This window comes from Planctomycetia bacterium (assembly GCA_015200345.1).
GTDB lineage: Bacteria > Planctomycetota > Phycisphaerae > UBA1845 > UTPLA1 > PLA3.
Genome location: CP054187.1, coordinates 3,068,855 through 3,092,161 on the forward strand (window position 1 = coordinate 3,068,855; position 23,307 = coordinate 3,092,161).

13 protein-coding genes are annotated in these 23,307 nt (G+C 63.3%); 8 read left to right on the forward strand and 5 right to left on the reverse strand.

Annotated features, from left to right (window positions below; translation table 11 throughout):
• The first annotated feature begins 4 nt into the window (after nucleotides 1–4).
• Genes HRU71_12520 through HRU71_12530 form a run of 3 tightly spaced genes read left to right on the forward strand, consistent with a single transcriptional unit; the run spans nucleotide 5 to nucleotide 4,368 of the window.
• A complete protein-coding gene (locus tag HRU71_12520; GenBank protein ID QOJ04258.1) occupies nucleotides 5–1,267 on the forward strand; it encodes a DUF58 domain-containing protein in 1,263 nt (420 codons plus the stop codon).
• Nucleotides 1,264–3,504: a DUF3488 domain-containing protein gene (locus HRU71_12525; protein ID QOJ04259.1), complete on the forward strand. Its 2,241-nt coding sequence runs from the start codon at nucleotides 1,264–1,266 to the stop codon at nucleotides 3,502–3,504. The genes HRU71_12520 and HRU71_12525 overlap by 4 nt, the downstream gene beginning before the upstream one ends.
• 12 nt (nucleotides 3,505–3,516) lie before the next feature.
• A complete protein-coding gene (locus tag HRU71_12530; protein QOJ04260.1) occupies nucleotides 3,517–4,368 on the forward strand; it encodes a hypothetical protein in 852 nt (283 codons plus the stop codon).
• Nucleotides 4,369–4,515: 147 nt separating this feature from the next.
• On the opposite strand, the gene HRU71_12535 is transcribed toward HRU71_12530, so the two are convergent.
• The 5 genes from HRU71_12535 to HRU71_12555 form a co-directional block, all read right to left on the reverse strand.
• Nucleotides 4,516–10,077, reverse strand: a complete 5,562-nt coding sequence (locus HRU71_12535; GenBank protein ID QOJ04261.1) for a thrombospondin type 3 repeat-containing protein — start codon at nucleotides 10,075–10,077, stop codon at nucleotides 4,516–4,518.
• 836 nt (nucleotides 10,078–10,913) lie between these two features.
• Nucleotides 10,914–11,336 carry a cytochrome c gene (locus tag HRU71_12540; GenBank protein ID QOJ04262.1) on the reverse strand — a complete coding sequence of 141 codons (423 nt, stop codon included), beginning with the start codon at nucleotides 11,334–11,336 and terminating at the stop codon, nucleotides 10,914–10,916.
• Between the two features lie 1,120 nt (nucleotides 11,337–12,456).
• Nucleotides 12,457–16,302 carry a hypothetical protein gene (locus HRU71_12545; protein ID QOJ04263.1) on the reverse strand — a complete coding sequence of 1,282 codons (3,846 nt, stop codon included), beginning with the start codon at nucleotides 16,300–16,302 and terminating at the stop codon, nucleotides 12,457–12,459.
• A 49-nt stretch (nucleotides 16,303–16,351) separates the two neighbouring features.
• Nucleotides 16,352–16,849 (reverse strand): HAD hydrolase family protein, encoded by a 498-nt coding sequence (locus HRU71_12550; protein QOJ04264.1) that lies wholly within the window; start codon nucleotides 16,847–16,849, stop codon nucleotides 16,352–16,354.
• 11 nt (nucleotides 16,850–16,860) lie between these two features.
• The gene (locus HRU71_12555; GenBank protein QOJ04265.1) at nucleotides 16,861–18,015 is read right to left on the reverse strand and encodes a PLP-dependent transferase; all 1,155 of its coding nucleotides are present in this window, start codon (nucleotides 18,013–18,015) and stop codon (nucleotides 16,861–16,863) included.
• A 122-nt stretch (nucleotides 18,016–18,137) separates the two neighbouring features.
• On the opposite strand from HRU71_12555, the gene HRU71_12560 reads away from it, so the two are divergent.
• The 5 genes from HRU71_12560 (at nucleotide 18,138) to HRU71_12580 (ending at nucleotide 23,172) form a co-directional block, all read left to right on the forward strand.
• Entirely contained in the window at nucleotides 18,138–18,734 is a 597-nt protein-coding gene (locus tag HRU71_12560; protein QOJ04266.1) for an aminodeoxychorismate/anthranilate synthase component II, read from the forward strand.
• A gap of 220 nt (nucleotides 18,735–18,954) precedes the next feature.
• Nucleotides 18,955–20,148 carry a type II secretion system F family protein gene (locus HRU71_12565; protein QOJ04267.1) on the forward strand — a complete coding sequence of 398 codons (1,194 nt, stop codon included), beginning with the start codon at nucleotides 18,955–18,957 and terminating at the stop codon, nucleotides 20,146–20,148.
• Between the two features lie 71 nt (nucleotides 20,149–20,219).
• Nucleotides 20,220–20,669, forward strand: coding sequence for a type II secretion system major pseudopilin GspG (gene gspG, locus HRU71_12570; protein QOJ04268.1), 450 nt, complete (start codon nucleotides 20,220–20,222; stop codon nucleotides 20,667–20,669).
• Nucleotides 20,670–20,683: 14 nt separating this feature from the next.
• Complete coding sequence (locus HRU71_12575; GenBank protein QOJ04269.1) at nucleotides 20,684–21,895, forward strand: prepilin-type N-terminal cleavage/methylation domain-containing protein; 1,212 nt, start codon at nucleotides 20,684–20,686, stop codon at nucleotides 21,893–21,895.
• A 224-nt stretch (nucleotides 21,896–22,119) separates the two neighbouring features.
• Nucleotides 22,120–23,172: a prepilin-type N-terminal cleavage/methylation domain-containing protein gene (locus HRU71_12580; GenBank protein ID QOJ04270.1), complete on the forward strand. Its 1,053-nt coding sequence runs from the start codon at nucleotides 22,120–22,122 to the stop codon at nucleotides 23,170–23,172.
• Nucleotides 23,173–23,307 lie beyond the last annotated feature (135 nt).

Sequence of the window (23,307 nt, forward strand, 5' to 3'; positions counted from 1 at the left end):
GCCCATGTTTCATCATGTATCACGCTGGCTTGCCGGGGTGCGACTTCTGCCCGTGCATCGGCTGGGGCTGGGTCGCGGGGGATTCTTTTTCATCGTCGGCACCGCGATGGTCGGAGCCGCCGGCCTGGATGCCGACGCCAATCTGCTCTTGATTCTGTTCGGTCTCTGCTGCGGCGGGATCGTCTTGAGTTTTTTCGCCGGCTGGCGGGGCTTGCGCGGTTTGCAGGTTGAGCGTGTGGCGCCCGAGACGGTCGTGCAGGGTCAACCGTTTGAGATCCGTTATACGCTGGTCAATCGGCGGGTCTGGGGTTGCGCAAGGGGGATTCAGCTTCAGGACATCAGCGCATCGCGCCATCGGCTGACCGTGGCGCAGGCATTGGTGCCGGCGCTCCGGCCGGCCGAGCAGATCACGCTGACGGTCCCCGCCGTCGCGACGATGCGCGGCCGAGTCAAACTCTCGCACTTGCGTTTGAGCACGCGCTTTCCGTTTTCGATTTTCACAAAGAGCCTGATCCTCCCGCGGCCGCAGGAGATCATCGCCTTTCCACGGTTGTGCCGGATCGCATTGCCGATTCGTCAGATCAGTCAATCGGCCGATTCGGCTTCAAGCGGGTTGCTGACGTCCCGCACGCGAGGCGACGATGAGTATTACGGGATTCGTGAATACCGATCGGGCGACAACCCGCGGCGGATTCACTGGCGGCAGAGCGCTCGCACCGGACAACTCATGATCCGAGAGATGTCGCGCTTTCAGGATCACCGCATCTGGTGCATCGTCCACACGCGCGTGGACCGGGGCGATGTGAATCAATCGGAGAACCTGGAGCGGGCGATTAGCGCCGCGGCAACGGTCTTGTGCGATGCGCTGGAGCAGGGAGCGCGCGTCGGGCTGATCTGCGACGGCCAGCCGTTCTGCGTCATGCCGCCGGGGGCAAGCCGCGCCTATCGGCCGCGCCTGCTGCGCGAGCTGGCGCTGCGCGCGGGCAGTCCGAACGCCGAGTTGGCCGAGCCGTTGCGCCGATTGGCGTGGCCGGCGCGGTGGCGTGGTCCGTGCTTGTTGTTCGCGGCGCGGGTGGATGACGATCTTCGAGCGGCGGCGGACTGGCTGGGGCGGCGTGCGGGGCCGACGGTGCTGCTGGCGCCGGGGACGCCGGCGTTTGAGACGCATTTTTGTTTTGAGGACAGGCCGGACTCTTCTGTTCCGCGGCGCCGCGGATCCAGACCTGCTTCGCGCAGTGACGCGATCATTCGGGGAGGTCGCGGATGATCGCACCCCGCTCGCTGATGCACGTCGGTCTGCTGGTGCTGTCGCTGGTCAACATGCTGCCGGCGCTGGAGGCCGAGGACGCGTGGTGGTATCTCGCGCTGGCGTCCGGCGCGGCGATGGTCAGTTTCGCGCTGTCGGGATCGAAATGGACTGATTCGGTGCGCCCGTCCATGATCACCGCGGGCGTGCTGTGTGCGGTTATTTATACCGTGTATGAAATGTTCCTGCGCACGGACGAAGCGCCGGTGTACATCCTGAACCTCGCGCACTTCATCATCCTGCTATGCTGCTGCAAGTTCTTCGAATTGCGCACGGCGCGCGACGCTGGCATCATCGTGCTCATGGCCTTTCTGCTGCTTATCATTGGCGCGTTTGTCAGCGCCAGCCTGTTGTTTGCCGTGGTGATCCTTATTGATCTTACATTCGGCGTCGCATGGCTGCTGGAGTTTCACACCCGATGTGAGGTTCAGCGTGTCGCCGCATCGGCCGCACAAATCCGTTCGATCGCTCGTCCGTCGCAAGAGGATGACATCGAAACACCGTTCACCCTGCGAACCCGACTCACCGGGGCATTGGGAAGCTCGCTCGGCCTCGCGGTTGTCGCCCTGGTGATCTTCATTGCCATTCCGCGCGGCTGGAGCACGGGATTGTTCGGGCGGATGCATCGGATGGTGCCCACCGCCGTCAGCGGGTTTACGGATGAAATCACGCTGCGCGACGCGGCGATCTTTGAGGATCCGACGCCGGTCATGCGGGTCCGATTCACGCAGGCCGGGCGCGTTCTGACCGATGAGGACATTCGCCCGTTGATGCGCGGCAGCACGATGGATCGCTATGTGCGCGGGCGATGGGAGCGGACGCACAGCTACGCACCCGCGCGGCGGCACGCGCAGCGCGGGATCAGCGTTGAGCCGCTCTTCAACGTTTCGACGCGCTACGTGCCCACCGATCTGATGGAGCAGGACATCACGCTGTTTCAGCCGACGCGCGGGAACCTGTTCGCGGCGTACCCCCCGGTCTACTTCGGCTCGAACGATTTCTCGTTCCTCCAGCAGGATCCGGTCGATCTGTGCCTGCACACGCCGCAGGTGCCGCGGCGCGACGTGCGCTATTATGTCTATTCTCTTCGCCCGGATCGCCCCGTTTTCAATCGGCGGATCGAGTTCTCGCCGCGGACGTATTACCGCCGGGACGAAATCTCCGTCATCGCGCCGCGGGTCATCGATTTCGCCGTGGAGCTATGCCGCGACTTCGGCAACGCACTGGACCCCCTTCAGCGCGAAACGATCGTGGCGCAGATCGAGCGCCATTTCGCCCAGGGGCCCTACACCTACACCCTCTCGCGCGGGCGGCCGCCGCACGGCGTTGATCCCGTCGAGGATTTTCTGTACACCTCACGAAAAGGACACTGCGAGTACTTCGCTTCGGCGATGGCCGTCGTCTGTCAGGCAGCCGGCATTCCTGCCCGCCTGGTCACCGGTTTCGCCGGTGGCGAGTTCGATCCGGCGTCGGGCACGTTTCAGTTTCGGCAGAAAGATGCCCACGCATGGGTGGAGGTGTTCATTCCTGAAAAGGGCTGGTTGCCCTTCGATCCGACGCCCGCTGTCGGCGCGCGGGAGATCAACCGCGGGGGTGGATTGTTGGCACGGATAGTTCACTGGGTTGATCTGTTGCGCGCGCAGTGGTCCTCGTCCGTGGTGTTGTTTGACGCGAACCGCCGCGGTGGACTGTTGGCGCGCTTCGGCGACTGGTTCAGGACGCTGGGCGCCGCCGGGCAGGACGGCTCGGCGATCGGAACGATCAAGGCGCTTCTCATGGGGCCGGAGATGATCCGGCCGATCGAACGCGTGATGTATTGGCTGCTGATGTTGTTGATCGCGGCCTTGCTGGTGATCCTCGTCCGTGTACTTTGGCTGACGACGCTGATCGTCCGTGCTTATCTTCCCGGTCCGAGTGGACCGGCTAGTCGCCACCCGCGACGGGCGGATGCGCGTTTTTACGATCGCCTGCTGGCCCTGCTGGAGAACAAAGGCCACGCCAAGCCCGTCTGCCTGACTCCGCTCGAATTCGCCCAGCGCCTCGCGCGGTCTCACCGCGACTTGAGCGAGATGCCGACTTTCGTACACTGGTTCTACGAGGCGCAGTTCGGCGCGCGCCCGCTGCCGCGCGATCGCATTCGGCGACTGAACGGTTTCCTCCAGCGATTGCGGGATGACCCCGCCTTTGGCACTCGGTGAAAGGGAGTTCCCATGCTTCGTAGCGATGTGCCCTTTGGGCTTACCGGTATCCTTGTGTGTTGCACGCTTGGTTTGCTGTGGCAGATCGGGTGCGATTCGGGGAAGCCCGCCTCTCCCAGCGAGCCCAAGCCGTCCGCGCCCGGTGAGGCCGCTCCATCCGCCGCGACCTTGTCGGGTTCGACCGGCCAGCCCGCGCAGCCGTCCCCGCCGGATCATTATGGCGACCGCGTGGTCGAGGGCATCGTGAAACTCGGCTCGGCCCTGCCGCCGGCGCGGCCGCTTCAGCTCACCGCCGATCCGGTCTGTGCCCGTCTGCATGGCGGCAAGCCGGTCTTTCCACAGGGGCGTGACGTGGGAGCCGAGGGCCTGCTTCCTCATGTGTTTGTCTATATCAAGCGAGGCATCGACGGCAAGTACACGCCGCCGTCCGAGCCGGTCGTGCTCGATCAGCGCTCGTGCATTTACGTCCCGCATGTCTTCGGCATCCTGTGCGGCCAGACCCTTTCGATCCGCAACGGCGATCCGACGGCGCACAACGTTCACGCGCTGGCCAAGAAGAACGAGGCCTTTAACATCGCCCAGGCCAACCAGGGCGCCCAGGCGACCAAGGTCTTCAACCGGTCCGAAGTCATGCTCAAGATCAAGTGCGACGTGCACAACTGGATGGAGGCCTATGCCGGTGTGCTGACACATCCGTTCTTCGCGGTGACAGCCGAGGACGGCGCGTTTCGCATTCCGCGTCTGCCGCCGGGCAAGTACACCGTCGAGGCGTGGCATGAGTTGTTCGGCACGATGTCGCAGGAAGTGGATCTGACGACCGCCGCCGGCGCAAAGCTGGAGTTTGTTTATAAGAAGTCGCCGTGATTCGACGCGTCAAGCAGGCGGAATGGGTTCATGCGTCCGCATGAATTCGCGTAAGCGGTCCCAAAGCAAAAGCCCCAGGCAGGATTGCCCGGGGCTTTTTGATTTGAGCACTTCAACGCAGCTCATGGCCGCATCGTCTCGAAACGATCATCGCATCCGACGGTTCGTTCGAATCCGTCTGCGGATGCCGTAGCCCACCGCCATGAGCGGCAGGAGGCCGCCGGCGCCGCAATTGCCCGCGCCGACGCCGCAGGCCGCGGGCGTCGGGATGGGCGTCGGCGTTGTGCCGGGACCGCCGGGGGCCGTGTCGCACAGGTCACCGATGCCGTCGTTGTCGCTGTCGCGCTGGAGCGGGTTGGCGATGTTTGGACAATTGTCAAGATTGTCCGGCACGCCGTCGTTGTCCGTGTCGGTCGGCGCAACCGGTCCGCCGCCGTCGCCGCTGATGCAGTCGACGAATCCGTCGCCATCGAGGTCGATGTCCGGCACGCCGCAGCCGCATACCCCCGGAGCGATCTTCGCCGGATCAGCCGGGCATCCGTCGCAGACATTGCCCGCTGCGTCGTTGTCGGCGTTGGCCTGATCGGAGTTGGCGACCGTCGGACAGTTGTCGCAGGCGTCGGCGAACCCGTCGCCGTCGCTGTCGATCTGGCTGGGGTTGAAGACGAACGGACAGTTGTCAAGGTTGTTCGGCACGCCGTCGCCGTCGGAGTCGTTGTCGCACGGATCGCCCATGCCATCGTTGTCGCCGTCGGTCTGGGACGGGTTGGCGATGAACGGACAATTGTCGCAGACATCTCCGACGCCGTCGGAGTCGGTATCGGTCTGCGTCGGGTTGGCGTCATCCGGGCAGTTGTCGTTGACGTCCTGGATCCCGTCGCCATCGGTGTCAATGAAAGCTTCGTTGACCACAACTTGCGTGGTCGTCTGTCCGGACAACGGCGGCGGACCCGACAGCGGGTTCGTGATGGTGAGCGTGACCGTGTACCCACCCGGAGGCGACGGATTGTTGTAGGTCTTCGTCACGACGGGCAACGTCGATGTCGTGCTATCGCCGAAGTCCCACAGGTAAGTCAGGTTCGGGTTGAGCAGGCCCTGCTCATCGCGCGAGGCTGTGCCGTCGAACGTCACGCGCAGCGGCGCCGTGCGATTCGGGTTGGTAAGATCGTCCGGAAACGTCACGGCAATCGCCGGGAACAGTTGCGGCACGACGTTCCCGTTGATCACCTGGATCGGCGCGCTGTAGGCCGTCTTGCCGGTCGTGACCATCGTAATGCGATCGGGGACGCCATTCGGATTGCCGTCGGTGAAGCTCCAGACGCGATAAGTCACGGCCGTGCCGGTGCCCGGATTGGTGGCCAGGCGCAGGCGTTTGTTAGTTGGTACGGACAGAATTGTATAGAAGCCGGGCGTAACACCCGTGCCGCCGGTGATGCGCACCTGATCGCCGGCGCGGAATTGTGTGGCGATGAAGTTCGCGTTGGGATCCTCAAGGATGAACTGGCCGCCGATCGTGCTGACCGTGGTGGACGCGCCGCCGCCGATCAGGGCATTTGAAACGATCGTGAACGCAAGGCCGGCCGAGGCGGCGTTGTACGGCACGCCGGTGACGGCATTGGCCTGCTGGCCGGAGAGGGTTCCTTCGACGCGCCAGACTTCGGCGCCGGCGGTCGAGTCGTCGATGCAGGTGACCGACCATCCCTCGAGCTTCGACGCCGCGATGTCAACCGCGATGGCGCCAAGCGTGCCGCGGCCCTTGTTGGTGACATCGGGCCGAGGCGTGGAGTTCTTCGGATCGACCACGCCGTCCTGGCCGGGGCCGGGGACGAGTCGCGCATAGAAGCGATACGTTCCGTCGCTCAAACTGTTAAGCGGAATCTGCCGCGTGTCGTTGACGACGCCGGGACCGCTTTTTGGGCCCTGGTTGAGCAGGGTGCCGTTGTAACCCGACGAGTCGTTGTCGGCGTAGATTTCGATGTTCGTCCCGCCGGCGAAGTCAAAGGCTTCGAACTGCAACGGGTAGGATCCGTTTGGCGCGGTGCCGCCCGGCGGGCGGATGAAGCGCAACTCGGGGACCTCACGCGAATTCCACAGGAACGTCACCAGCGAGTGCGTCGGCTGGGTGATGATGTTGGTGATCTGAATGCCGCTTTGCGGATTGACGCCGTACCAGTTGGAGTTCGGATCGGTCGTGGCGTTCCACAGATCGCCGGTGGTGAACGGATCGCCGGCGTCGCCCGCGTTCTCGCCGTTCTCCAGTTGGTGCAGGCCGTCGGCCTGGAGGATCGAGTAGGCGAAGTGGCCGCCGATGCGCTGTTGGAGCGGTAGACCTTCGAAGTTGGCCCCGAAGTCGGTATGCATGATCATCATGCCGTCGCCGGGGAGGATGCGAGAGAAATTGACCTGATCCGGGCTGATCGGAATCTGCCGTGTCAGCCGCCAGAAGTAGAACCGCTCGCCGGGGCGATTGAGATTCGTGTAGTAATACACCGCACGGAGCGGGTCGAAGGCGTAGTCGGTCAGCACAAGGGTCGTCAGCACGCCCGGCGAGACCTCGGTGCGGATGTCATTCGTCTGTATCCACGGCTCGTGCGGCGGGACGGCCGTCGCGCCGGTGCCCTGTTCCTTCAGGAAGGGCGCGGGGTGTACCAGCGCGCCCGACATGATGTCCCAGATGCCGACCGGGAAGTTCTCGATGCCGTTGATGTACACGTCGTAGTCGTACAGGTCGGGGTAGCCTTCCCAGACGTGCAGGAATTCATGAGCCATGAGGCCGATGCCGAAGTCGTTCACGACCTGGCCCGATTCGCCGACGCTGTCGATGGCGGTGACAAAGTCGGAGAATTGCGTGGGCACGGTCGCCGGCTTGCTCAAGGGCGATCCCGGCGGCAGGTTGTCGTTCACGAGCATCGGCAGATCCATCGCCGGCGCGGGCAACTGGAAGAGACCGCGTCCGCCGGCCGCCAGCCCGTCGGCGTAGAGATTGGGCGGCAGCAGGATCGTGCCGGAGCAGAACAGGGTGCCGCCGACGTCCATGGTCACGTCGTCGAAATCGAAGGCTTCGTCCAGTGCCGCGATGGTGTCTTCGGTCATGCGGCGGCGGTTGAAGGGATACCGGCTGCCAGGTCCGCCATCGTTGGGCGTCGTCGGGAACTCGTCGAGCGCGTAGTTTTCCGTGTTCAAGGCGCGAGACTCGCCGAGATCCAGCAGGCCGTCAAGGTTGAAGTCGCGCTTGATCGGACTGTTTCCCCGGACGATGTTGATGTCTACCTTGCCGAAGATGGTCGGTGGCGCGCTGGGCGGCTGGGTGTTGATGACAAACACGTTGTTGAAGCTGTCAATGGCGTAAATCTGCTCGGCCGGCTGATCGACGTTGGGCGCCAGATCCTGAACGGGCGGTAGCGTGGCCGCCATGTTCCCCGGCGTCACGTCGGCGGTGAAAATGTCGACGATGGCCAGTTGGTTCATGGAGCGCGTGATTCCATAGAGGATGCCGCCGAACTCGGCGCGAAACGCCAGTTGATAGACCGGTTCATCCATCACGCCGACGATGTTGCTGACGCCCGTGCCGGGGTCGATGATGTAGAGGTTGTCATTCAGGGCGCTGACGGCGAACATCATGCCCGAGCTTGAATCCACTTCGACGCTGGTCGGCGCGAAAAAGTCCACGTTAAAAGCGAATGTGCACTGTCCAGTCGTGCGGTCGACGGTATAGACGCGCCCGAAAAGCCCGAAGAGCTGCGTGGTCAGACAATACATCACGTCGGAGTTCGAGTTGTACGTCAACCCGAGAATGTCTTCATCATTGGGTATGCCTGTGAGCGAACCAATGATCTCCACGGGAATCGGCGTCGTGGACGTCATGGTCGGGAAGTCAAAGCGCAGCAGTTGCCGGGCCGACGGATTGGTGGTGTAGGTCTTCATCTCGCTGATCACATACGCCAATCCGCGTCCGCCCTCGAAACTGCTCGGAATGTTCGTCAGCAATTCGATCGACATCTGGTTGCCGGCATCAAAGCCGTTGGCGCCGTGGACGTTGTAGGCCCAGGGACCTGCCGGCGGAATCGTCCCGTCCGGACCGCCCGCGCCCGACGGCGTGCCGGTGCCGATGTCTTCTCCGTAATAATTCGTGCTCGTTGGGGAAGTCACTTCGCCAAGACGACCATCCCCGCCATACTGCGTTCCGCCGAACGTGCCGAGCGTGGAGTGGGCCTGCAAGTGATAACGCGACGAGGGCAGATCGGTGTATTCCGGCGGTCCATCGTAGAAATCAATGAAGCTGTCGCCGTTCGTATCGAGGCTGTCGGGGTAGATTCGCTCGCCGCCGCCGGATGGCTGACCCGGATCGACTGAACCGTCGCCGTATTCGCCGTCGCCCTGCGGATCGACCGGATCCACCGGAAACGGATCGAGCAGAACCGGCGGAGTGCCACTTTGGCAGTCGGCTCCGGGAGGAATCGGTACGCCGTTGAGGTCAACGGGCACACAAGGCACCATGGGTTGCGCGACACGAGCGCGCGAGCCGCCGGTGTTTGGATTAAACGCGATGGTCGGATCCGCCAGATTGTCCGTGGGCTGCTGCGGGTCGAACGGAACCATGTTCGGGATCGCGACCGGAAAATCCGGAGCACGCGGCGTCGGTGGAACGGCCACGCCGGCGTTCACATGCACTTCCTGCCAGTAATCGGCCCACCAGCCTTCGTAGTCCCACGGATAAACACTCAATGCCGGCGGCACGGTCGCCACGTCTGTCAGAAATTGATTGAGGTCAGATCGCTGAATCATCTTGCTGCCGGGACCGGTGGATTCCAGCCAGCGATCAGGGCCGTCGTACTGGTTGTTGCCGCACCGCGCGATCAGGGCTTGCACGTCGCCCGGGTAATTGTGACTGATGTAGTCGATCGCGAACTGGCGACTGATCGGATCGGGGTTCTTGGCGCTGGGGTCGAGCCTCACCCAGCGTTCCGGCGGATTGCTGACGGTCGGATCGTATTTGACAAGGAAATCCTCGTACGGCTCGGGGAAATCCCACTGCCCGTCGCGGTCGATGTCCGTGCAGATTTCAGTCTGCTCGATGATCGTGTTAAGGCCGTTGGCATTGCAGCCGGGGGTGCCCCAGCCACTCCGCGTCGGTTCCAGCAGCCGGTCGTAACGGCCGTTGTTGTTCAGATCGAGAAACCGCTCACCCGGCGTCCACCAGCCGTCGACCAGGCCCGGCGTGCGAACGGTCACCGGTGCCATGATATCGAGGGGCGTGCCCGTGCCCGGCATATTGCCGTTGTAGTCGATCAGGATCATCTGCTCGGCTTCAAGCAAACGCTCGCTGGCTCCTTGCGTAAACGTTCCGTCGCCGTCTAGGTTGCTAAATTGAATTCGAAAACCGTTCAGCGACGTCGCGCCGGCTACGTTTGTCGCGCCGCCCGGACCGCTCACCACGTCGCCGATCGGCAGCGCCGGCCACGGCACTTCCACCCAGCCGTACACGTCGCCGCTCACGGTCACCGTGCGATAGGAAATCTCGTGCCAGTACTCGGCGAACGACGCGACGTTAGGCTTGACCTTGTCGAAGTACTGGTCCCAGATCTGATTCCTATTCGCCAGCACCAGCGGGTTCCCGCCGACGCTCTTGCGCGGCACAGCCAGCATGACCACGAAGCGCCGCTCCTCGGCCGATGCCTGACGCACCGACGCAGGGAAGGCCGCTACCATGCCCACGATTGACAAATAAACAAACGTCTTCGTTATGCGAAGCCTGCGCCGCATCATTCGGTCTCCCACACTCATCGTCGACGGACGAGCTGTCCCCACTTGGCTCTCACGGCTGGTTGGCTCGCCTTGCCATCGCTTGCGGTGGCGGGGGCGCGATGGCCGCTCGGATTGGTCGGTGCTTCCGGGTTGTCTTGCGCAAACCACGACCACGTTCGGCTTGCCCACTACCGCTTTATTCTATCTCCCCGGGCACTGTCCACCAAAGCGGTAAGTGCCTCGTTCTTCAGAAAAACGGGCTTGTGATTGAATCTTCGGACCTGCCGTAAGTGACCGATAACGCAGTAGTTAGATGCAATCTCGGACTGCTCCACGCCGGAAAGCCTTCAGCCGTGTGCCGGATAGGAGCCGTGAACCGTCAGCCGTGAGCAAAGGGCCGCAGGGCAGCGGCCAGTGGACAATGGCTAGAACTGGTTTCAAAACTCCTCTCCCCCTTGGGGGTCAGGCTCGTGTATGTGCCGTTGTTTAACTGCTAGAACTGGTTTTAAAACTCCTCTCCCCCTTGGGGGAGAGGTTGGGTGAGGGGGAAAAGTAGCTCAAACGAAAGGATTCACCCTCACCCGAGCCTCTCCCTGAAAGGGAGAGGGTTTTTAAACAGCTTGTTATGAAAGGGAGAGGGGGTTTTGAAAGAGCTTGTAATAGTCAGTGGTCGGCGGCGGCCGTCGCGGCCGGCGCAGGGTGTGTCCTCGCCGCGGCGGAGTGGCGAATTGACGCATCGAGAGACCGCGCGGTCGCGGCTCGGATCGAGCGCGATGGGGGGGCATAATTCTGATATTTGACTATTTTTGATACTTATCGTGGCAGGCCTGGCAGGTCTGGCCCACTTTGGTGATCAGTTCCTTCGCGCCGGCCTCGTCCTTCTTCTTCAGGTTCTGCGCGAGGGTAACGCAGTCCTGTGCCATCTTTGCGGCCCAGGCCTGGTAATCGGCGGCCTCGTTCTGGTAGCTGTTGGCGTTGGCCACTTCGGCGAGAATCCACGCCGATTGCGATGCCTTGTTCCATTGCTTGTCGAGCAGGCCGTCCTTGATCTCACCGAACAATTTCTTCTGGCCCTCCATCATTTCGTGGATCGGCTGAACGGGTTTGTAGGCGCGGGCGGCGGCCGGTTTCGGGTCTTCCGAATAGCCGAGTTGGGTTGCCGCCAGGAAAGCGCCGAGGCCCAGCAGGGCGACGATCAACGCGCGAACACGTACCGGATTCATGGTCATCCTCCGTAAGGATCGGTCAGAAAACTACCCTGTTCCGACGCGGTGATTGTCCGTGAGACGCGCCGCGGCGTCAAACCTGGGCGCATTGAGCGCGCGACGCGCAAAAAAAACGGCCGTGACGGACTCCCGCTTGCCGCCACGGCCTGTTATCTGGAGCCTCGACCCTCTCCCCTCGTGGTCGAAGGCCCCATGCACGCAATGTGTTCCATCCCCGAAACCGAAAAGCACCTCGCGATTCAAACTGCGCTTAGTGAACGATGCACCCGCCGGGGCGGGCAGCCGCGTTCTGCGAGGACCATTCAATGCGATGCACGAGCACACCGGGACCGCGACGCCTTGCCGGCTCGCGCAGGTAGATTCCACTCCACCCTGCAACCGCCGCAGGAAGCGGCATGTTCGGCGTGGCGGGTCCCGGTCGCTCGCGTCGCATCGGCTCTGCTTCCCCGTTTCCGGATTTCCAAAGACAACCGATCTCGCAAAAACCCATCCAGCGTAGCGCGCCGGGCGACGCGATTGTTCGAGCGGGCCGCATGGTCCTGTTGACTTCGCCTTCCATCGTGTCGCTCCGCCGGCAGCCTGTCATGGGCAGTGTCGGCTCGCTCAACACGCGACGAGCGCGGAGCGAGCCAACCGGGAGGACGAGTTCCCCTGCCCAGGATCAATCCTTGCGCGGCCTGTCGGTGCATGCCGTTCGCCCGAATCGGCGGCGATGAACTGGCGCGGCCATGGTGTCGGGCGGCCGGCGAGCGGACGTGCGAGGAGGCTTGCCGGCGGATCAACGTTTGTCTTCTTGCTCGTCACCCGGAAACGAAAGCCGGGCTCGGATTCTCACCGAAGGCGTCGGCGTTTGAATCGGTCGCTCGCGGTCTCGGGACTGGCTCCGCCGCGAGAATCGACCGGCGTCTCACGCCTTCTGTGCTATTCTTCCCTTTCGTCTTGTAAAGACAAGTCCGCAGTTCGGTTTTTTTCGCCCAATTTTTGCATCGTTGGCCGTGGAATGCGGCGTGCGTGCATAGGCACGCGCAGATGTGTGCGAAACTGGGCATTCATTCGCAGAATCACGGTGCGGGAGGCCCCGCCTGGGTCGGTGGGAAAATGAGGAGCGCGGGCTGCCTCAACGCCGGCTGGCGCGGATCGTGGCCTGCGGCGCTTCGATGCGATTGGTATTGCGATTCCAAATCAAGAGCGGCCCGCGCCACATGCTCAATTTCTGCGTGCGTTCGTCCTGATCGGTGATGCTGGCGTCGGCTGATGCGCTGCCTTCGACGCGCACTTCGTTCGTGCTTTTCAGGAATTGCACATGTTCGCCCATGACCGTGCGCGTGTTCTCTCGAAGAAGCACGGCGTGCCGCGCGATGAGACGTTCGAGGTCCGTGGCGCGCGCCATCGTGTCGCCGCCGGCCGCCGCGCCGCGCCGCGTGCTGAACTCCAGCAGCAAATTGCCGCATGTGAGACTGCCGCGCCGTCCGTCGCCGAGGCTGCGCATCGCGCGCTCGGAAATGTTGAATGCGGAAGCGAGCTGGTCCTTGTTGACCATTTGCCGGCCGCTGCGATGCTGCATCTCGACGTCGCGGTCGAAGGCGACGAGGCCCCGATCGACGATGTAGTCCATGCCGTTGCGCCACTTGACGATGGTCTGACTCGGTCCGTCGCTGCGCATGGAACTCATGAGCGGTCCGCTGCTCGCGCCCGATGCCGCTTCGCGCCGCCGCGCGCTGGCCGTGGCAAATTGATAATCCTCCACGCCGAGCATGCCCGCGCCGGGGACGGACATCTGCTCGCGAAGCAGATCGGTGGTGATCTGATCGCCGAAAATGCTGATGCGGCTAAGCAGTCGGCCGCGCGCGGGGTCGGGCGTAAAGGGCATGTCGATGGAGCCGGCGTAGCGGGCCAGGGCCGCGGTGAAGGCGATGCACGCATCGCCCGGAACCGCGCGCAACACCGATGGTGTTCCGACGATGGCGGCGAAAACGGAGACCTGCTTCAATCCGTAATCGGTCGGCTGCAACAGGTAGCTGCTGCCGACGGCTTCGGCGTGGCCCTCGGCGACGATGAAGACCGGTCGCGGTCGCTTGCCTGGAAGCCCCGTGACGCCACGGCGGGACTTGGGTGCATCGGGGCGGGCACGACCGGTCGCGGCGCGTGCCAGCCAGAACTGATCCAGCCAGCCGGTCGCCTTCGCGACGGTCTCCGGTTCGGGCGGCGCCTTGCCGAATCGCACGGTGAGCTTGTCGCAATCGACGGTGAAGCCCTCGGACTTGGTGCGGACCTTTCCGAGAAAGACGCCGTAGTTCTTCGCCAGGCGAAACTGGACTTGCTCCTTCCAGCCGATGTGGACTTTTGTCGGTTTGCTCAACTTGCGACCGCCGAAGTCCTGCCGGCTCAAGAGCCACGCGCGGCCCGGCCCCGGCACGTCGATCGACTCGTTGTCCAGATCGATGTCGATCTTGTGGCCGTAGACGGCGATGTCGGTGTAGGCGGCGCCGGCCCATTTCTTCGGCGAGGCGCTTTCGATCAGCGCTTTGACCAATTGCTCGCCGTTGCGGATCGTCGCTTTGAGTATACTTGCGTTGGTGATCTGGAGGCCTTGCTCCGGGTCGGACACGTACACGTCGCCCTGGGCGTCCAGTTCCTCGATGCCCAGGCGCGGCTTGTCCTGCACCGTGCGGCCGTCGGGCAGGGTACGCGGCGGCGGCGGCGGGGTCATGGCCATGACCGCGTGCATTTTCTGCGCGCGAAACTCGGCGCGATTCTGCCGCGCCGAGACGTTGCCCTCGGCATCGACGACGTGCGGCCGACTCTGCCCGTCGGCGCAGAGCATCATGGTGGCGGAGAGCTTCTCCGCGAAGATCATGTCGCCCTTCTGGTGGAGGCGAACCGCGCCCGACATGTCCACGTGCTGAATGTTGTCGGCGATTTGATCTCCGGAGCGAGGCACGCCGAAGGTCACCGCGACTTCGTCGGCGGCGAGCGAGTCCTCGCCCTGATTCAATAGGACGTTGCCGTGAAACCACGCGCGGCGGAGGAATTCCTTGTTCCTGGTTTCCGGTTGACCGGTGGCCGGGTTGATGCGTTCCACGTTTCGCTGGCCCAGTTCGATATCGACGCCGCGGGTCCAGCGAATCTTGACCGAGTCGCGCGGTTTGTGCTTCGTGCCATCGCCGGAGTCCGCCGTGACTTCCGATGTGGATTCACGAGCGTCCTCGCTGCCGTCGTCAAACATGCTGCCGGCGCCGTCGACGTGCGCCACGCCGCGCTTCTGATCGAAAAACACCTCGCGGCCCGTCAGCCGCCGCGCCGCCGACAAGGCCAGTTCCACCGGCATCGCGTCATCGCCCGACAACCAGACCTGCCGCCGTTCGTGACGATAGACCAGTTGCTTGCAGTGCCCCTTGCCCTGATCGCTCTGGATTCGCACCGGGTTGCCGATCGCCACGCAATCGAACCGTCGCCCCGTTTGCTCCGCCGGGTTCATCGTGAGCGGGCGCAGCTCCAGCGGGCCGTCCCAGGTCAGCAGCAGGCGCGTGCGGTCTTCTTCACCCGTGTTTCCATCCGCTGACTCACCCGGCAGCGCGGAGGCCATGCCCGAGCGAGATGCTTCCGCCGTGGGCGGCGAGCCGACGGATTGCGCAGCGGTCTCGGCGGGATTCCCGCGAAAGGTCATGTCTTCCCGCGCGGCTTTTCCAAAATCGAAGTTGATCTCCAGGCGATCGGCTTCGATTTTGCCGACCGTCTTCAATCCGTCCTGCTGCTCGACGACGACGTGGTTGTTGAACACGGCGCGATAGGTGTGAATCCGCGGGCGCTTCCCGTCGACCAGCAGCGCCTGGGCCGCATCCGGCGCGCGAAGTTCGCCCGACGTGCCGCCGCGCGCTTCGGCCTGGAGCAACGTTACGGCGTCGGCGAACTCGCCGGATGACCGCGTCGGCGGGGTGTTCTTCGTTGCCGGCTTTGATGGCGCGGCGTTCGCGGGTGAGTGATTCGTATCGCCAATCGACATCGGCTGATTGGCCTTCGCGACAAGCCCCTCGGTGCGAATCGCCGTGGCCGCTTCCTCGGCGCTGACGACCTCCACCGACATCGGCTTCATTGCATACGCGCGTGGAATTCCCCGATTGGCGTCGCGCAGGGCGGCTTCCTCCCGGCGTCGACTTTCAGCGCTGCGGTCCTTTTTCTTTTCCTTGCCGGGATCGCGCTCGGTGCCCGGCAGCCCGAAGTCCACGATTCGCCCGCCCTTGCGCAGCGTCATCGAGCCGCCGTGCGCGAAACGCAAGACGTCGATCCGATTGTCCAGCTGATCCCACTGCACCTTCAGTCCGCGAACCTTCTCGATGCGCGCGTCGGCGCTGTCCACCACGATGTCGCCTTCGGACACCAGCTCGGCATCGTCCAGATCGAAGCGCGCCTCGCCCAGGCTGACGTGAATCAACTCGTCCGGGTGCGCGTCGCGCTCGGCTTTGTCCGGATTGGCCTCACGCCAGGCGGCCGTTGTCCGATCCACGACGACCTTCACGTTGCCGCGCAGCCAGCCGCGCTTCGGTTCGATGCGGTCCTTGCTTTTGCGCGCGAGGGTGACCTCCGCCTCGTCGCTGCTGATGTAGGTGATCTCGCCCTTGCTGGTGAAGATCTGCACGAGCAGTTTCTCGACGTGGAAGACCTGGTCGGCCGTCGGTTCCCATTTCACGGCTTCGAACTGGTACTTCAACCGGCCCGTCACGTCGTCGTACACGCGCACGACCGTCTGATCGCCGGGGCTGAAGGCGAGCTGGTTTTCGCTGAATTGCTCGGTCGCCTGGGTCGTGACCGGCTGGGAGACGAACTTGCGGACGACTTCGTCGGTGTTCTGCGAGCGCGTCTGCGTCACGCGCCGATCGCCCATTGAGAACACAAAATACGAAGCCAGTCCCAGCAGGAACGTCGCCGCCGCGAGGATGATCTTTTTCCGTTTCGTGGAGTCCAATGGCATCGTCAGTCCATTTAGCTGGTTCGACCGGCGGTCGCGACCGTGCCTACCGGTCGCCGCTCGCCCGGAGTCCGTTCCGATTCAATCGCATCAGCCGTTCCACTGCTTCAAGCACGGCGCCGTCTCCGCCGGCGCGCCGCGTCACAAATCGCGCAAGCCGCTTCACCGCCGGCACCGCGTTCGCCACGGCGATCGGCACGGCGCAGCGCCGCATCATCGGAATATCCAGTAAATCGTCTCCGACAACGGCCGTTGCGTCCGGCGATGCGCCCAACACCTTGCACGCTTCCAGAAACGGCTCCACCTTGTCGGCCACGCCCTGACGTACAAATGACACGCCCAGATCCGCCGCGCGCCGCGAGACCGCGGTCGAGCTGCGACCGCTGATGATGGCGGCGTGGTAACCGGCCTCGCGCCAGCGACGGATCGCGCTCCCGTCCAAAACGTAAAAGCGCTTGATCTCCTCGCCGCCCGGGCCGTACATCAGGTCACCGGGCGTCAGGACGCCGTCCACATCCAGTACCAGCAGGCGTATCTCGCTCACGAGAAGGAATCTTAGCCCAGCGCCTGATAAAGGTCTGCCTTCAAATCTTCCACCGATTCCAGGCCGATGCTCAAACGGATCAGCCACGTCGGTCGGCCGCTTTGCGGATCGGGCACTTCGATCGGGATCGCGAGGCTCTCGTAGCCGCCCCAACTGACGCCGATGCAGAACAGGCGAAGGCGATTAATCACTTCAAACGTCCGCTCGCGGGTCGCTTCACGCAGGCGGAAGCTCATCATGCCGCTGTGGCCGCGCATCTGCCTCTTCGCCAGGGCGACCTGCGGGTGCGCTTCCAGACCGCTGTAATTCACCGCCGCCACCCGTCCGTCGGTCTCCAGCAACCGGGCGATTTCGCGGGCGCTGCGCTGATGCCGCTCCATGCGAAGCGCCAGCGTGCGCAGCCCGCGCAGCAGCAGCCAGCTCGCGAACGGATCGCACATGCCCCCCAGCAGCTCTCCCTCCTGTTTCGCCAGGTTGTCGATATACGCCCGCGATCCGACGACCAGCCCCGCGACCACGTCGCTGTGCCCGCCGATGTACTTCGTCGCCGAGTGCAGCACGATGTCCACCCCGAGCGCGAGCGGGTTCTGGAAGTATGGCGTGGCCGTTGAATTATCGCAAATTGTCGCAATGTTGCGCGATCGCGCCAGCGTCGCCACGGTCGCCAGGTCCTGCAACGCGAAGACGAGGCTCGATGGCGACTCCAGGTAGATCAATCGCGTGTTCGGACGAAGCGCGGTCTCGAAGTGCTCCACCTCCGTGCCGCGCACAAACGTCGTCTCGATCCCCAGCCGAGGCAGGTACTGCGACAGAAACTGCCGCGTCGGCCCGTACACGGATTCAATCGTGACGACGTGATCGCCGCGCTTGACGCAGGACAGAATCGCCGCCGACACCGCCGCCATGCCCGAGCCGAATGCGCGACAGGCCTCGCCGCGCTCAAGCTGGGCGACTTTTTTCTCAAGCAGCGTTGTCGTCGGATTCGAAACGCGCGAGTAGTCGAAGCGCGCGGAATCCTCGCGCCGTGCCACGAAACTCTCGGCATCCGGGTAAGTGAACGTCGAACACTGGTAAAGCGGCGGCGCGGCCGCGCCGTGGTTGATCTGCCGTTCTTCGGCGAAATGCACGCAGATGGTTTCAAAACCCGGCTCGCGGCTGGTTGTCACGTGGGCAGGCTCCTGTCCGGCGTCTATTCTAACCGCGAGCGCTTTCGCTGATAATGCGCGGCGCGGCCGTTCGAAAGCGGCTTGATCGGCTCGGATTGCATTGGCGAAACAGGCGGTTCGGCGTGATCGTCATCATTGATAACTACGACTCGTTTACGTACAACCTTGTGCATCGCTTCGGCGAGATCGGGCTGGAGCATCCCGCGCTGCGCCACGAGATCGTCGTCCATCGGAATGACGCGATCACGGTCGATCAGATCGAAGCCCTGCGGCCGACGCACATCGTTATCTCGCCGGGGCCGTGTACGCCGAACGAGAGCGGCATCAGCAATGACGTCATCCGGCACTTTCACACGCGTGTGCCGATTCTCGGCGTCTGCCTCGGCCATCAGTGCATCGGGCATGTCTTCGGCGCGACCGTGACCCGCGCCGAACGCATTATGCACGGCAAAACCAGCGACGTCTTTCACGATGGCCGGACGCTGTACGCGGGCCTGCCCAACCCTTTCACCGCGACGCGCTACCACTCGCTGGCCATCGTGCACAGTACGCTTCCGGATGATTTCGAGGTCTCGGCTTGGACGGAGCAGAACGAGTGCATGGGGGTGCGGCACAAGGTTCACCCGCTGGAAGGCGTGCAGTTCCATCCCGAGAGCTTCCTGACCCCCTGCGGCACCCAACTGCTGGCCAACTTCCTTCGCAGAACCCCGGGCGGCTGAAGAATCGGTGATGGCAAGCCGAATGGACTTCCCGGACCTGTTTCGCCTGCAATCCGACTTGGTTAGCATGGGTATACGTCTATGGTCCTGTTGCCGGAAGTGCGGTAACTAGTTGAGAGTGCAGCGGGAACCGCCTGTTTTTGCGTTGTTTTGCCGTAATTCTTGTTGACTGCTAGGCTTAGATGCCGATAGGGCCAACTGGCAGCCCCGTTTTTCGCTTATGCCAAGCTTCACCTACACCGCCCGCACCGTGGAAGGCAAGACCGTGACCGGCATCGTCACGGCCGACAGCCAGCAGCATGTGCTGCGCACGCTGGATGAGCAGGCGCTGTTTCCGGTGGAGGTGCGAGAGGGGGGCAAGGCAACGCGTGCCGGTGGATCGAAGAAGAAAGTATCACCGAGCCGGACGGCGGTGGTGTATTCGCAGTTCGCCGACCTGCTCCGCGCGGGCGTGCCGGCGTTGCGGTCGCTGGATGTGCTGTACCGCCTGCAATCGAACCCGGTGCTGAAGGAAGTGCTGAAGGAGGTGCGCGAGGATCTGTCGAGCGGGCAGACCCTCGCCGACGCGATGGAGAAGCACCCCAACGCCTTTAATCCGCTGCATGTGTCGATGATCCGCGCGGGCGAGAAGGGCGGGTTTCTTGAAGAAGTGCTCGGCCGCATCGCGATTTTTGTCGAGCGGCAGAACGAGCTGCGCAACAAGGTCATCGGTTCGATGGCGTACCCGGTGATTCTGATGACGGTCGGTACGGGCGTGGTCGTGTTTCTGTTGTTGGTGGTCGTGCCGAAGATTCGCAGTTTTCTGCGGGGTGATTTGCCGCTGTTGACGCAACTGGTCTTCGAAATGTGCGATCTCCTGCGCGATTACGGCCTGTGGATTGGCATCGCCGGAGCGGTCACGCTCGTCGGCCTGGTCGGGCTGTTCCGCAGCGAGAGCGGTCGCGCGTTTCTCGATCGCGCGCAGTTGAAAGTGCCCAAGCTCGGCAAGTTGCTCGTGCTGGTGGCCGTGTGCCGGTTCTGCCGCATTCTGGGCACGCTGCTGACGAACGGCGTACCGATTCTGCAATCGTTGAAGATCGCACGGGATTCGGCCGGCAACCGCCTGTTGATGGCGACGATCGACGACGCGATCGAAGCGGTGCGCAAGGGGGCGTCGCTGGCGGCGCCGCTGGGTAAGAGCGGTTTTTTCCCGCTGGACATCGTGGACATCATTGCCGTTGGGGAGGAGAGCAACAACCTCGACAACGTGCTGATTACGGTGGCGGATTCGTACGAAGCGCGGACCGGCCGGGAGATTGATCTCGCCGTGCGGCTGCTCGAACCGGTGATGTTGATTATCATGGCGGTGGTGGTTGGCTTGATCGCGGCGGCGCTGTTGCTGCCGATTCTGAATATGAGCTCGGCGGCGGGTTAAGGCCCGGTCGGCGCGAGGAAGTGAAAAAGGGTCCGTGCTGCGGGCCGGACAAACCGTGAGGAGATGGTGACATGTGTAAGACATTGAAGAAGAACAATCGGCGGCGCGGTTTTACGCTGCTGGAAATCCTGCTGGTGGTCGGCCTGCTGGCCCTGCTTGCGGCGATTGCGATTCCGAACTTCATCGGCGCGGGCGAGAAGGCCAAGCAGAAGATGGTGCTCGGCGTCATCGGGCCGAACGGTACGCTGATGCGCGCCATCACGCAGTTCAAGTTTGATACGGGCCAGTTCCCCGAGAGCCTGAAGGATTTGATCGAAAAGCCCAGCGATGACGACATCGCCAAGAAGTGGACCGGGCCGTACATCCTCGACAAGTCCGGTCTGAAGGATCCGTGGGACCGCGAATACAAGTACAATCGGGAAGGCCAGCACAACGAAAACGGCGTCGATCTGTGGAGCGTCGGCCCTGACGGCAACGACGGCAGCGACGATGACATCGTGAACTGGGAAACCGACAAGTAAGCTGGAACAGCGAATTGCGAAGCGCGAAGAGCGAAAACGCAGGACACGTCTGCGGCGCGGCGAGCAGCAATCGCCGCGGGCGGGGCCGCCGCGCGTTCACGCTGATCGAACTGGTCGTCGTGCTGACGCTGATCGTCGCGCTCTCGCTGCTGGCGATGCCGGCGATTGAGAACATCATGATCGGTTCGAACCTGCCCGAGTCGGCCGGTCGCGTGCGGTCGCTCCTGGCCATGGCGCGCAGCGGCGCGGTGAGCGAGGCCCGGCGCGTGCGCGTGCGGTTTCTCCCGAATCAGCAGCAGCCGATTGTCGAGATCGAACGCGATCCGATCTTCCAGCCCGGTCTCTATGAGCAGATCACGGCCGCCTGGACCCAGGAGCCGATTTTGCTGGGCGATGTGCAGGTGCATTCCGTCGCGCTGGGCCGGCCGGAGTTCCTCAAGCCCGTTTCGGACGACGTGGACCCGCGGAGCGATGCGAGTGACACCGCCACCGACGGTGCGACGCAGGCCGATGTGGCGAACGTGCAGGAAACAGGCGAGACGCTCTCGCTTCGCACAGCGGTTGAAGAGGAAGAGGTTGACATCAATCGCCCGTCGATCATCTTCGAGCCGGATGGTTCGACCGATTGGGCGATGATCACGGTGTCACAGGTCATGCCCGGCGAGGAGGTTCCCGACGGCGCGGATCAGCGATGGATCATCGTCGACGGACGCACGGGCATGATAACCGTTCGCACGGCGCTGTCGGCCGAGGAGTTGGCGGATCCCACTTTGTACGTTCAGCGCGAAAAGCTGGCGCTGCCGGATCTGGCGGAATTGACGGACAACCCGTTGAGCTTCGCCGGGCCGGGGTTGGGGATGCCGACCGACGAGACCGGCGCGACGGACGGCGCGGACCTGTTTGGCACGGGCGCCGGCGGGCTGGCCGGTGGATCGAGCGCCACCGGGTTTGGTTCGTCGAGCGGTGAAAGCAAGACAAAGGAGCCGCGGGCGGATTCTCGCGGGGGAGATCGTCCGGCGCGCGGCGCCCGACCGGGGTCCGACGGCCAAGTGGGCGATCTGCGTCCGTCGCGTCAGGAACGTCGCGGTGGAAACGCGACGAAGAACACGGGCAACACCGGCGATTCGCAGCAGCAACTCGACGAAAAGCTATCCAATAGCAATCTGACCGACGAAGAAAAAAAGAACATCCGTGACACGCTCGGCGGCGGCCGGCGCGGGCGATGACACGGGGTGGGCGCCGCCTACCCTTTCTTTCCCCGGTTTCCACGGGCGGATCGGGCAACCGGCCCGGACGGCCCTTTTCGCCGCGTCTTTTCTGATTCCTTAAAGAACACATCACCAGAACTTAACACCCGCGAAATGCGCCATTAACGGCCGGGGGGTAGTCTGCGCTGCGAGTGATGGGGGCGCAACAGCAAGTTTGCGCAGCACAGAGAGTGATGCACATCATGAACGCCAAGAGAAACATGAACAAGACGAAACAAAAAGACACGCGGCTTGTAGCAATGAAGGAGGCGATGCGGTCGCGCGGGTTCACCTTGATTGAGCTATTGGTCTCCATCGCGATCATCGCGCTGCTCATCTCGATCCTCGCTCCGGCGCTCGGCTCGGCACGCAAGAGCGGCCAGGCCGTCAAGTGCATGGCGAACCTTCACCACGTCGGTCAGGCCATGGCGGGTTATCTCACCGATAGCGGTGGGGTTTATCCTGTTGCCTATGTGTATCCCTACGATTCGGCCGGCAATTACGACCTGATGTCGCAGGAAACCGTCAACGATCACCCGAACGGTTACGTTCACTGGTCGCATTTCCTCTACAGCAACGGGCAGGCGCCGAAAGAGGCGTTCATGTGCCCTTCGATGAAGAACGGCGGATCGCCGCGCACCAATCCGGGATCGTCCGATTGGGAGATCGGCCAGGTGGATCAGAACGGATCCGGCGGTCCGAACCCGCTGGAAGACAAGCAGTCGCCGCGGATCGCGTACGGCGGCAACGCGGGTATCTTCCCGCGCAACAAGTTCACCACCACGATGTCAAACGGGCCGCGCATCAATCGCTTCGTGAATGAGAAGGAGATCAACACGGGGCGGACGATTCTCGTCGCCGAGTTCAACGACAACTGGAAGGTGCTCGGCGTGGAGGAGGGCGGCGGTGTTCTCTCGAAGAGCCACCGCTCGATCAACCCCTTCTGGAGCGCGACGAGTGGCTCGGATGAATATGCGACCGATCCGCAGTTCTCGGCGTTTACCTATCGGCCTGATGCGAACTACGGCCTGCGCAAACAGAGCGACGCGGCCGTGGGCTGGATCGACCAGCCGGGCGTGAGCGAGGTCAACGCGGTCGGTCGGCACCACCCCGGCGGTGACAAGTGGGGCGGAACGGCGAATTTTCTGTACGCCGATGGCCATGCCGAACGGCGCACGGTTCTCTCGACGTTGAAGGGCGCGGAGTGGGGCAACAAGTATCACGCGATCACGGGAGACAACCGCGTCGCGAATTGACGCGCGAGAACGAAGCAAACGGTGGGGGGCCAATCGCGCGGGGTGGGCGCGGACGAAAAAGCTAAACGCACAGGCAACGTGCGAGCGGAAGCGCCATGGACCGCGCACGCGCACAGTCCCCGCGCTCAACAAAGT